Origin of the sequence: Sandarakinorhabdus sp. AAP62, assembly GCF_000331225.1 — a bacterium.
Lineage (GTDB): Bacteria > Pseudomonadota > Alphaproteobacteria > Sphingomonadales > Sphingomonadaceae > Sandarakinorhabdus.
Map to the genome: position 1 here is coordinate 481,675 of NZ_ANFY01000007.1, position 12,674 is coordinate 494,348.

Below are 12,674 nucleotides of genomic sequence, written 5' to 3' on the forward strand. Positions count from 1 at the left end.
TCATCCCCCGATTGGGGGATACAATAACGGCGGTAACAGGCGATACAATAAGGGAGTTTGGGGACTTTGTTGGCAATCTTCAAAATTTCTTAATCATTCTCGGGTTAAAAAATGTTTCTGGGGCGTTCGCTCGGCCACCGTGCCGCGCGTTTTGATGGTCGGGGGTAAGCCATGAGCAGTTCCAAGGGCGTGTTCCGTTCGGAAATCATGCGCGCCTCCTCGATATTTGCTGTCTCGGCAGCCATGGCATTGGCGCCGCTGGCGCCACTGACGGCGGCCACCGTGCTGTGGGTGCCCGATGCCGATGGCTTCTGGGATGTGCCCGGCAACTGGAACTTGGGCCTGCCTGGTTCCGGCGATGATGTCGTCATCAGCGTGGGCGGTGCCGCCGTTCGCACCATTACCTTCCGCACCGGCACAGTCACCATCAACTCGCTGGCCAGCGACGAGGACTTTCTCGTCACCGGCGGCGAACTCATCATCAACAACGCCTACACCAACACCCAGGCCACCCGCATCCAGGGCGGCACGCTGCAACTGAACGGCACTTCCACGCTGGCCAGCCTGAACCACACCGGCGGCACGCTCACCGGCAGCGGCATCGTCACCGTCACCGGCAACGCCAGCCTTTCCGGCGCCAACCTGCGCGGAACCGGTCAGACGATCATCCAGGGCAGCACCAGCTTTGGCACTGGCGGCGTCAACATCGATGATGGCCGCGTGCTCGAACTGCGTGGCGGCGCCACCACCGGAACGAGCTTGAGCATCAACCTCGATGCGTTCAGCCCCCTGAACGGCGGCACGCTGCGCAACGCTGCCGGCTCCACCTTCGTCGACAGCACGTCTTCATTCGCCAACATCGCCAGCAGCTTCACGGGCGGCAGCTTCGATAATCTTGGCACGTTCCAGAAGACCGGCGCCAGCACCACCACCATTTCGGTCGCCTTCACCAACAGCGGCAGCCTGCAGATCGATGCCGGCGTGCTGGCACTTGGTGCCAGCAGCACGCAGAATGGCACCATCAGCCTGGCCAATGGCGCTATCCTGTCGCTCACCGCTGGTACGCACAGCATTGCCGGCGCCAATTTCACCGGGGCGTCCGGCGGCATCGTGCGCGTGGCTGGCGGAACGGTGGCCTTCACCGGCGCCACCAGCCTGCCGATCCTGCAGTTGCAATCCGGCACGCTCACGCTCGATTCGGCGACCAGCGTGGAGAGCTTCAGTCATTCTGGCGGCACGCTGCTGGGCACCGGCGTGGTGACGGTTGCGGGCGCGGGCGTGCTCAACAACGCCAGTTTGCGGGGCAGTGGGCAGCTCATCATCCAGGGTGCAACCAGCCTGGGCGCCAGCGGCATCAACATCGATGATGGCCGGGCGGTCGAGCTGCGTGGCGGTGCCACCACGACCACCAGCTTCAGCATCAACATGGATGCGTTCAGTCCGCAGAACGGCGGCACGCTGCGCAACGCGGCCGGCTCCACCTTCGTGGACAGCACCAGCTCGTTCGGGAGCATCAGCACCAGCTTTGGCAACGGGTCGTTCGAGAACCTCGGCACGTATCAAAAGACTGGCGCCGCCACGACCACCATCTCCACCGCCTTCATCAACAGCGGCAATTTGCAGATCGACGCCGGCACGCTGGCGCTGAATGGTGCCACCACCCACAATGGCACCATCAGCCTGGCCAACGGCGCCACCCTGACCTTTGGCGGCGGCACCCACACGCTGGCCAGCGCCAACATCACCGTTGCGCCGGGCGCAACCGTGCGAACCACCGGCGGCACTGTCAGCTTCAACGGCGCGATCACGATACCGGTTCTGCAGGTGCAGGGCGGCAGCATGGCCTTCGATGCCGCCACCAGTTTCACCAGTGTGGCGCTCAGCAGCGGCACGTTGCAGCTCGACGGCGCATCTACGGTCGGGTCGCTCAGCCAAACCGGCGGCACCCTGACCGGCAGTGGCGTCGTCACGATTGCCGGCGCCGCCAGCTTCAACAGCGCCAACGTTCGCGGCACTGGCCAGGCCATCGTGCAGGGCGCCGGCTCCATCGGGGCCAGCGGCATCAATATCGACGATGGCCGCGTGCTGGAGTTCCGGGGCGGCCTCACCTCAACCGGCACCAGCTACAGCATCAATCTCGATGCGTTCAGCCCGCAGAACGGCGGCATCCTGCGCAATGCCGCTGGCTCCACCTTCGTTGATGGCACCACCTCCTTCGCCAATATCGCCAGCAGCTTCGGCAATGGCACATTCGAAAATCTGGGTACCTATCAGAAGACCGGCGCAGCGCAGACCAGCATCTCCACCGCCTTCGTCAACAGCGGCGCCTTGTTGATCGACGCCGGCACGCTGGCCTTGAGCAACAACGGCACCCACAGCGGCACCATCACCCTGGCCAATGGTGCTACTCTGACGTTCGGCGGCGGCACTCACAATCTGACCGGCAGCAATTTCACCAGCGCGGCCGGCGGCATCGTGCGCGTCACCAGTGGTACGGTGGGCTTCAATGGCGCCACCTCCATGGCGATCCTGCAGATGCAGGGCGGCACGCTGACGCTGGATTCGGCGACAAGCGTTGCCACGTTGAGTCATACGGGCGGGACCATGAACGGTTCCGGCATCGTCACGGTGTCCGGCGCAGCCACGTTCAACAGCGCCAATCAACGTGGCACCGGGCAGACCATCGTGCAAGGTGCGACAAGCTTCGGCGCCAGCAGCATCAACATCGATGATGGCCGCGTGCTCGAACTGCGCGGTGGTGCCACGACCGGCACCAGCCTGTCCATCAACCTCGATGCGTTCAGCCCGCAGAACGGTGGCATCCTGCGTAACGCGGTGGGCTCCACCTTCGTCGACAGCACCACCAGCTCGGCCAATATCGCGACCAGTTTCGGCAACGGCACGTTCGAAAACCTGGGCACCTATCAGAAGACCGGCGCGGGCACGACCAGCATCTCTTCCGAATTCATCAACAGCGGCAGCGTGCAGATCGATGTCGGCACACTGGCATTGTCGGGCAACGGCACGCACGCCGGAACGTTCACCTTGGCCAATGGCACGGTGTTGGCCTTCAATGGCGGCGTGCACAGCCTGGCCGGCAACAGTGTCACGGGCTCGGCTGATGGTATCGTGCGCATCACCAGCGGCTCAGTCGGCTTCACCGGCACAACCGGGCTGCCAATCCTGCAATTGCAGGGCGGTACGCTCACGCTCGATTCGACGACGAGCGTTGTCAGCCTCAGTCAAACCGGCGGCACGCTCACCGGCACGGGCATTGTCACCGTCGCGGGTGCGGCCACGCTCAACAACGCGACCATGCGCGGGACGGGCCAGACCATCGTCCAGGGCGCGACCGGCATCGGCACGAGCAGCCTCAACATCGATGATGGCCGCGTGCTCGAACTGCGTGGCGGCGCCACGACGGGCACCAGCTTCAACATCAACCTTGATACGTTCAGCCCGGTCAATGGCGGCACGCTGCGCAATGCAGCGGGTTCCACCTTCCTCGACAGCACCACCAGCAGCGGCAATTTTTCCAGCAGTTTTGGTGGCGGCACGTTCGAGAACCTGGGCACCTACCAGAAGACCGGCGCCACCACGACCACGGTGGATGTGGCCTTCACCAACAGCGGCCTCATCGATCTCGATTCCGGGGTCATGAACCACACGCGCAATTCGACCATCGGCGGCACCGTCGATCTGGCCAGCGGCGCGGTGCTGCTGTTCAACAGCAATACGCACACGATCAACGGCGCCACCTTCATCGGATCGCCGGGCGGCATCGTGCGCATCGGTTCGGGCACGCTCAGCTTTGCCACCAACACCAGCCTGCCGACGCTGGAAGTCGTCAATGGTGGGCGGCTGGAAGGGCCGGGCACGGTCACCGCCAGCAGTGCCTTCCTCAGTTCCGCGACGCTGATCGGTGCTGGCACCGTCATCGTCACCGGCAACACCAATTTCGGCGTCAGCCAGGTGCTGATCGAGGATGGTCGCGTGCTGGAACTGCGCGGTGGTGCCACCACCGGCGCCAGTTTCAACATCAACCTCGATCCGTTCAACCCGACCGGCGGCGGCACGCTCCGCAATGCGGTTGGGTCAACCTTCCTCGACAGCACCAGCTCGTCGGGCACGTTCGCCCGCAACGTGAATGGCGGCCTGCTCGAGAATCTGGGCCTCTATCAGAAGACCGGTGCCGGCACGACCACGGTGGATGCGGCCTTCACCAATAGTGGAACGGTGCAGGTGGAAGCCGGCATCTTCCGCATGCTGGGGCCCGTCACCGGTGCGTCAGGCACCACGCTGACCGGCGGCACCTGGAACGTGATCGGCTCGGCGGGCGGTTCGACGATCGATTTCGACGCCGGCACCGGCCTGACCAGCCTGGTCACCAACGCCGCCGATCTGCGGCTGGCGGGGGCCAACAGCAACATTGTTTCGGGCCCTGGCAACACCGGGATCGAGGCAACACTGACCACCAACGCCGCTGCCGGCGCGCTGCGCATCGGCAGTGGCCGCAGCTATGTCGCGACGGCGGGCGGCGGGGCGTTCAGCAATGCCGGCCTGCTTGATCTGATCGGCGGCAGCTTTGGCGCGACTTCGCTCACCAACAGCGGCACCGTGCAGGGCTTTGGCAGCGTCACCGTCGCGATCAGCAACTCGGGCACCGTGCGTGCCAACGGCGGCACGCTGGCCACGCGCGCCATCACCGGCAGCGGCGCGATCCAGATCGACAGCGGCGCCACGCTCGACGCCAGCGCCGCGGTGGCCGATCTGTCGGCCGGCAGCCTCACCCAGAATGGCGCGTCGCTGAACCTGGGCACACGCACCATCCTGATCAGCAATGATTATCAGAATGCCGGCTTCGGCAGCGGCAACAGCTTCAACGCCCGCGCCAATGTCGCCGGTACGGGCCTGATCAACGCGGTCAGCGCCACACAGGACCTTTCGGCGACGGGGCTCACCGGCAACACGCTCAATGTCGGCAATATCCGCATCGGCGGCAGCACCCAGATCGCGCTGACCATCACCAACAACGGCACCGCCACAACCCTGCGCGGCGCCGTGCAGAACGGCAATGCGCCGGGCGTTTCGCTGGCCAACGCGGATTTCGTTGCCGGCCCGAATGGCGGCAGCGCCGTCACCACGATCAGCTTCACCAGTGGCACCGCCGGCTCACTGGCCGGGCAGAGCATCATCGTCGCCAACAATTTCGACAATGTCGCCGATGCCACGATCAATCTGGCCGGCGCCGCCTTCAACCGCGCGGTGGGCAGCGTCACGCCGACTCCGATCAACCTCGGCAACGTCCGCGTCGGCAGCACCGCATCGGGTGCTGTCACCATCGCCAACACGGCGCCCGCCGGCGCCTTCAGCGAAGGCCTGCGCGTGACCGGCACCGATACCAGCGGCGATGCCGGGGTAAGCGGCGTGCCCACGGGCATCATCGCGGCCGGCAGCAGCGCGGGCGCCACGGTCTCGATCTCCACCGCAGCGGCGGGCGCACGGTCCGGCACGGTCAACTTCATCCTGGCCACCAACGGCACTGGCACCAGTGGTCTCGCCGAAGAAGCCATCGCCGGTGGCAGCGTGGCCGTGAGCGCCAATGTGTTCGCGCTGGCCAATGCCGGCGTCACGTCGTCGCTCAACTTCGGCAACGTGCGCGTGGGCGCTACCGCCAACCGCACGGTCACGGTCACCAACGCCGCCCTCGCCGGCGTGCCACAAGGCTTCCAGGAAGGGCTGGACGCCAGCATCGGCAGCACGCCGGCCGGTTACAGCGGCAGTGGCAGCGTGACCAATCTTGCGGTCGGCGGTGAAGGCTTGCTCACCATCACCCTCGATACCGCCACGGCCGGGGCCCGCAACGGCCAGGCGGTGATCGCGCTGGCCAGCAATGGCACCGGCACCTCCGGTCTGGCCAATCAGGCACTGCCCGATGCCAATGTCGCGCTCACCGGCGCGGTGTTCAACCGCGCGGTCGGCAGCGTCACGCCAACGCCGGTCAACCTCGGCAATTTCCGCATCGGCAGCACGGCTTCGGGCACCGTCACCATCGCCAACACCGCTCCGGCCGGCGCCTTCAGCGAAGGCTTGCGGGTGACGGGCACCGGCACCACTGGCGATGCCGGCGTGAGCGGCGTGACGGCAAGCGTCATCGCCGCGGGCGGCAGCGGCGGCGCTACTGTGTCCGTGGCCACGGGCACGGCCGGCGCCAAGTCGGGCACGGTCAACTTCAATTTTGCCACCAACGGCACTGGCACCAGCGGCCTGGCCGAAGAAGCCATCGACGGCGGCAACGTAACCGTGAATGCCAATGTGTTTGCGCTGGCCAATGCGGGGGTCACGTCGTCGCTCAACTTCGGCAATGTCCGCGTTGGCACCACGGCCAGCCGCACGGTGACGGTCACCAACGCTGCCATCGGCGGGGTGCCGCTGGGCTTCCAGGAAGGGCTGGATGCCAGCATCGGCAGCACGCCGGCGGGCTTCAGCGGCAGCGGCAACATCACCAACCTCGCTGCAGATGGCAGCGGCGCGCTCACCATCAATCTTGATACCGCCACCGCCGGCGCCCGCAGCGGCCAGGCGGTGATCACGCTGGCCAGCAATGGCGCGGGCACCTCGGGCCTCGGCACGCTCGCCTTGCCGGATGCCAATGTCGCGCTCAGCGGCGCGGTGTTCAACCGCGCGGTCGGTTCGGTCACACCCACGCCGGTCAACCTCGGCAATTTCCGCGTTGGCAGCACGGCTTCGGGCGCAGTGACGATCGCCAACACCGCACCGGCCGGCGCCTTCAGCGAAGGGCTGCGCGTCACCGGCACCGGCACCACCGGCGATGCCAGCGTGAGCGGCGTGCCGGCCGGCGTGATCGCGGCGGGCAGCAGCGGCGGCGCCACCGTTTCAGTGGACACCAGCAGCGCCGGCGCCAAGTCGGGCGGCGTCAATTTCGGCTTTGCCACCAACGGCACCGGCACCAGCGGCCTCGCCGAAGAAGCCATCGCGGGCGGCAGCGTGACCGTGAACGCCAATGTGTTCGCGCTGGCCAATCCGATCATTTCGGGCCTGCTGCAGTTCGGCAATGTCCAGCAGGGCAGCACGCAGATCCGCAGCATCACGGTGGAGAACCGCCTGCTCGCCGGCGTGCTGGCGCAGTTCCAGGAAGGCCTGAACGCCAATTTCGGCAGTGTTGCCGGCGATGTCCAGTCGGTGGCCGGCAGCATCCTCAATCTTGGTGCCGGCGCGAGCGACACCAGCACGCTCACCGTCCGGCTCAACACCGCGACAGCCGGCGCCAAGAGCGGTTCGGTGGAAATCCTGCTGCAATCCAATGGCACCGGCACCTCCGGCCTCGGCAATCTCGACCTGCCGTCGCAGAATGTCACCGTTCTGGGCCAGGTGGACGCAGAAGGATCGGTGTTCCGCCTGGCGCAAGCCACGCTCGACCCCACCTCGGTGGCCTTTGGCAGCCGCCGCGTCGGCGATGCAGCGCCCACCCAGGTGCTGACCATCACCAACAGCGCGCTGAACGATGGCTTCTCCGAACGGCTCGACGCCGCGGTCGGGGCGACCACGGGCCGGGCTACCGGCAGCGGCGGGCCGGTCAGCCTGTTGGCGGCGGGGGCCAGCTCGACCGACATTTCGGTGAGCATCGATACCTCGGTGGCCGGCGCCAATGGCAGTGTCACCATCAACTTTGCCTCCAACGGTGCCGGCACCTCCGGCGCCGGCATCACGCCGCTGGCATCGCAGGTCGTCACGCTGGGCGGAGCGGTGTTCCAGGCCGCGATCGCCGGCAGCCAGCCGGCCGAAATCACGCTGGCCTCGCGCCGCATTGGCGATGCGGCCGCCACGGCAAACCTCACGATCAGCAACATCGCACCCGGCACCGGCGGCTTCACCGAATCCCTGTCGGCCACCGCAACCGGCAGCAATGGCTTCACCGTCAACGGTGCCGGCCAGGCGACCACGGGTGATCTGGGCGTGGGCGGCGCGCAAGGGCTGACCATCGCGCGCGGCACCGGCGCGGCAGGCGCCTTCACCGGCAGCATCAGCATCGCCAACACCTCGCTGGCAGCGGCCGGCAGCGGCCTCAGCAACCTCACCCTCGCCAGCCAATCGGTGACGGTGAACAGCAGTGTGTTCCAGGCTGCCATCGCGGGTAGCCAGCCGGCCGAAATCACGCTGGCCTCGCGCCGCGTCGGTGATGCAGCGGCCACTTCGGTGCTGACGATCAGCAACGTGGCGCCCGGTACCGGCGGTTTCACCGAAGCCCTGTCGGCAACGGCAACCGGCAGCAATGGTATCACCGTCAATGGCGCCGGCCAGGCCAGCACTGGCCCGCTGGGTGTCGGCGGCTCGCAGGGGCTGACCATCGCGCGCGGCACCGGCACCGCCGGCAGCTTCACCGGCGCGGTCAACATTGCCAACACTTCGCTGGCCATCGCCGGCAGCGGCCTTTCCGATCTGGCGCTGGCCAGCCAGGCGGTGACGGTGAACAGCACCGTCTATCAGGCCGCCATCGCCGGCAGCCAGCCAGCATCGATCACGCTGGCGGCCCGCCGCGTTGGCGATGCGGCCGCCACGGCAAACCTCACGATCAGCAACGCGGCGCCTGGCACCGGCGGCTTCACCGAATCCCTGTCGGCCACCGCAACCGGCAGCAACGGCGTCACCGTCAACGGCGCCGGCCAGGCCAGCACCGGCGCGCTGGGTGTCGGCGGCTCGCAGGCGCTGAACATCGCGCGCGGCACCGGCACCGCCGGCAGCTTCACCGGCGCGGTCAACATCGCCAACACCTCGCTGGCCATCGCCGGCAGCGGCTTGAGCGATCTGGAACTGGCTGGCCAGTCGGTAACGGTGAACAGCAATGTCTATGCTGCTGCCGTGGCACAGCTTGCCACCGCCACGGTCGATTTCGGCACCGTGCGTCAGGGCGCAGATGCCCCGGTGGTCAATGTCGGCATCAGCAACGCGGCCGTCGGCGCGCTGGCTGACAGCCTGGCGACCAGCATCGGCGCCACGCCGGCCGGGGTCACCGCGAACGGGCCGGGCCAACTCGCCGCGGGCGCATCGGGTGATGCCAGCTTCACCCTGTCCACGGCCACGGCGGGCGTGATCACGGGCAACGCCAGCCTTGGCTTCACCTCGGTGAACCCGGAAATGGCCGATCTGACGCTGGCCTCCCAGCAGGTCAGCTTTACCGGCACCGTCACCCAGCTGGCCCTGGCGCAATTGTTCAAGGCCGGTGGCCAGGGCAGTTTCAGCGGCAGCGGCAGCGCCTTTACGCTGGATTTCGGCAGCCTGAGCGCCGGCATCGGCACCATCTCCGCTGATCTGGGCATATTGAACGGCAATAGCGGCAGCGCCTTTGCCGAAACGCTGGGCGGCAGCTTCGTGCTGGCCCCGGCGAGTGGATTTGGCTTCAACGGCAGCAGCTTTGCCGGCCTCATCGGCGGCGGCAGCCGCACCGGCAACCTGCTCAGCCTCGATTTCACGGGCTTGTCGGCCGGTGTCTATTCCACCACTCTCACATTCAACGGCTTCAGCCGCTTTGATGGTCTGGCAGATCAGTCTCTGGATCCGATCACACTGACCGTGCGAACCCGGATCACGGCGACCGGAGCCGTTCCGGAACCCGCCGTCTGGGCCCAGATGCTGTTTGGCTTTGGCCTGGTTGGCAGCTTTGTGCGGCGTCGGCGCGCGCGCACTGAAAGGGAATATCAGTGTCGGACATGACCGAGGTGAAGCTGGGCAGTGACGAAGGCAAGGGAGGGCGCACAGGCGCGTTGGCAAGAGACGGCCTCGCCGTGCTGGCCCTGGTGCTGGCGCTGCTGAATGTGGCCGGTGCCCAGCGCAACCGCGCGCTGCAATCCGAAGTTGAGGAAGGCCAGCAGGCGCTGGTGCGCGGCCAGACCTTTGCCAACGTCAACAACAGCCTGATCCAGTTGCTGGCCAAGACGGCGGCCGAACGCAATGATCCGGCCCTGCGGGAACTGCTGGCCCGCAACGGCATCACCTTCCAGGTTTCGGCCCCGGCGCAGCCCGCTGCCGCCACCCCCACCCGCTGATTGCACGATCGGAGAGGCTCATGAAGTTCCCCATGACCAACCTGGCCGGCATCTGCACGGCGGCCGCCCTTGTCCTCATGCTTGGCTCGAATCTTGTCGATATCGGCCGGGTGCATGATGCGTTGCTGAAGGCCCGGGGCCAACAGCAGGTCAATCTGGAGGTGAGCAAGCGGGCCGAGACCCAGCTTGATGCCCTGGCCAAGGGCACCAAGGCGCTGGCCGATGCCGGCAACCCCAACGCCCGCACCATCCTGGCCGTGTTGAAGCAGAATGGCGTCCAGGTGAATGCCGAGGCCGCGCCGGCCGCGCCCTGAGCCTGTCGACCGAACGCCACCGTTGCGGCCATTCCAGGCGCAGCGGTCGGCTTTCGCGGGAATGACACCAACGCCGCTGTTCAACCCCGGGCGTCACCAGGCCCGGCCGCCGCCGTTCGGCGCAGAAAATCATCCACTGCGGCAAACAGCGCGTCCTGCCGGCCGATCCAGATATGACCACCGGTGGGATAGATGATCAGTTCTGCCCGCTGCACGCTGGCGGCGATGTGGCGGGCGGCCGCAGCGGTTTCGAACCGGTCATCCTCCATCGAGATCGCCAGCGTCGGCACCGTGATGCGTTCCAGCGCCTGCGGCAACGGATCGCCAGCGAAGCGTGCATCATGGCCAAAGCCGCGCGCGCGGTCACTCACCGGCAGGATATCACGCAGGATGGCGCGGGCGCGGGCCTGTTCGGCGGGCGCTGCGGCGCGCACCAGCGCCGGATCGGTGGCGAGCAGCGCGCCGATCATCGCGTCCTGCGCCACGGACATCCCGGCCCAGAACAGGAAATCGGATTGCAGGCCATGATCGATGATGGCCCGGGCCAACGGTGTGGGCGGGCGCACCGGCGGTCGGCCGGGGGCAAAGGCCGCCGGCACCAGCGCCACCAGCGCGGAACAGCGATCGGGGTGACGGATGGCAAATTCGATCGCCGGCTGTGCGCCGGCCGAACCGCCGATGATGGGCACGCGATCAATCGCCAGCGCATCGAGGAGTTCGGCAAAGCCATCCGCTTCCGTGGCCGGGGTGGCACCCTTCGGATAATCGCTGCGCAGATAGCCGATACGGGACGGCGCGATCAGCCGCCAGCCGAGCGGCAACAGGGGCCCCGCCATGGCCAGCGCCTGATCAAAGCCGCCACCGGTGCCATGCACCATCAACACCGGCGGGCCGTCGCCGGCTTCGGCCACTTCCATCTGGCCAAAGCGCGTGCGGACCAGCCGGCTGCGGCCGGCCAGCCGTTGGCGCGCAGCATCCAGATCGTTGCTGAAGGCACGCCCCGTCACCGCGGCGCCGGCAGCCGCCGCCAGGGAGAGCGCGAGAAAGGCACGGCGGCGCATCATGCCGCCATCCATCATGGCGAGGGTCGCCGCCCTTCACCATGCGGGCAAACCCGCATCACCTGCCCCTGGTCTTTTTCGTTGCGCTCCGCCGTGGCGGCGGCAATGTCTCCGGCAGGAACGCAATGGGGAGCTTGCCGAAATGATGTTGCGCACGATGGCGGTTGCCGCCCTGCTCACCGCCGCCAGCGCCGCCGCGCCGGCGGTGACCGAAGCCGATTTCGTGGCACGCGATTTCCGTTTTTCCGATGGCAACACCCTGCCCGCGCTGAAGCAGCATTACCGCACGCTCGGCACGCCGGTCCGCGATGCGCAGGGCAATATCATCAACGCCGTGATGGTCGGCCACGGCACCGGCGGCACCGGCGCGCAGTTCCTCGTCCCGCAGTTCGCCCGCCTGTTCGAACCGGGCGGCACGCTGGATGCGGCGAAATATTTCATCATCCTGCCCGATGCCATCGGCCACGGCGGATCATCGAAGCCCAGCGACGGCCTGAAGATGGGTTTCCCGGCCTATGACTATGCCGACATGGTGCGCGCGCAGGGCCTGTTGCTCGATCATCTGAAGGTGAAGCAGCTGCGGCTGCTGATGGGCACATCGATGGGCTGCATGATGGGCTTCCAGTTCGGCACCGATCTGCCTGGCCGTGCCGCGGCCATCATGCCGCTGGCCTGCAACGTGATCGAGATCGCCGGGCGCAACCGGCAATGGCGGGCAATGGCGATCCAGGCGATCAAGGCCGATCCGGCGTGGAATGGTGGCAACTACAGCGCGCAGCCCGAGCAGGGCCTGAAACTGGGCATGGCGCTGCAGGCAATGGCCAGTTCCGCCCCGGTGCGCCAGCAGGCCGATTGGCCAACGCGCGCTGCTGCCGATGCCGCCGCCATGGCGGTACTGTCACGGCCGGGTGCCAGCATCGGCGATGCCAATGATCGCATCTACCAGCTCGAAGCGAGCCGCAATTACAACCCGGCCCCCAATCTGGCGCGCATCACCGTGCCCGTCACCTGGGTGAACAGCGCCGATGATTTCATCAACCCACCCGGCGTGGGTGAACCCGAACGCCATGTGCGGGCGATGCCGCAGGCACGTTACGTGCTGATTCCCGAAAGCACCGAAACGCGCGGCCACAGCACCCACACGTGGAGCATCTTCTGGGAAGGCGAGCTGAAGGCATTGCTGGCGCGGAGCCAGTAAGGGGCCAACTCTCCACAAGCCCCGGTCATGCTGGCCT

Annotated in this window: 5 protein-coding genes; 4 read left to right on the plus strand and 1 reads right to left on the minus strand. The window is 67.0% G+C overall.

All coding sequences use genetic code 11. From position 1 onward, the window contains the following. The first annotated feature begins 171 nt into the window (after positions 1–171). From D619_RS0108795 to D619_RS0108805, 3 genes are read left to right on the plus strand one after another with little or no spacing between them, the layout of a single operon-like run. A complete protein-coding gene (locus D619_RS0108795) occupies positions 172–9,732 on the plus strand; it encodes a choice-of-anchor D domain-containing protein (RefSeq protein WP_026090876.1) in 9,561 nt (3,186 codons plus the stop codon). Continuing rightward, positions 9,720–10,064, plus strand: a complete 345-nt coding sequence (locus D619_RS0108800) for a hypothetical protein (RefSeq protein ID WP_152417373.1) — start codon at positions 9,720–9,722, stop codon at positions 10,062–10,064. The genes D619_RS0108795 and D619_RS0108800 overlap by 13 nt, the downstream gene beginning before the upstream one ends. A gap of 20 nt (positions 10,065–10,084) precedes the next feature. After that, complete coding sequence (locus D619_RS0108805) at positions 10,085–10,378, plus strand: hypothetical protein (protein ID WP_017668218.1); 294 nt, start codon at positions 10,085–10,087, stop codon at positions 10,376–10,378. Between the two features lie 80 nt (positions 10,379–10,458). On the opposite strand, the gene D619_RS16190 is transcribed toward D619_RS0108805, so the two are convergent. Then, complete coding sequence (locus D619_RS16190; protein WP_193743281.1) at positions 10,459–11,442, minus strand: alpha/beta hydrolase; 984 nt, start codon at positions 11,440–11,442, stop codon at positions 10,459–10,461. Between the two features lie 139 nt (positions 11,443–11,581). On the opposite strand from D619_RS16190, the gene D619_RS0108815 reads away from it, so the two are divergent. Beyond that, entirely contained in the window at positions 11,582–12,637 is a 1,056-nt protein-coding gene (locus D619_RS0108815; protein WP_017668220.1) for an alpha/beta fold hydrolase, read from the plus strand. Positions 12,638–12,674: the final 37 nt, after the last annotated feature.

Coding starts and splice junctions, on each gene's coding strand:
- D619_RS16190 (WP_193743281.1), bottom strand. CDS start 11,442: ATGATGCGCCGCCGTGCCTTTCTCGCGCTCTCCCTGGCGGCGGCTGCC.
- D619_RS0108815 (WP_017668220.1), top strand. CDS start 11,582: ATGATGTTGCGCACGATGGCGGTTGCCGCCCTGCTCACCGCCGCCAGC.
- D619_RS0108795 (WP_026090876.1), top strand. CDS start 172: ATGAGCAGTTCCAAGGGCGTGTTCCGTTCGGAAATCATGCGCGCCTCC.
- D619_RS0108805 (WP_017668218.1), top strand. CDS start 10,085: ATGAAGTTCCCCATGACCAACCTGGCCGGCATCTGCACGGCGGCCGCC.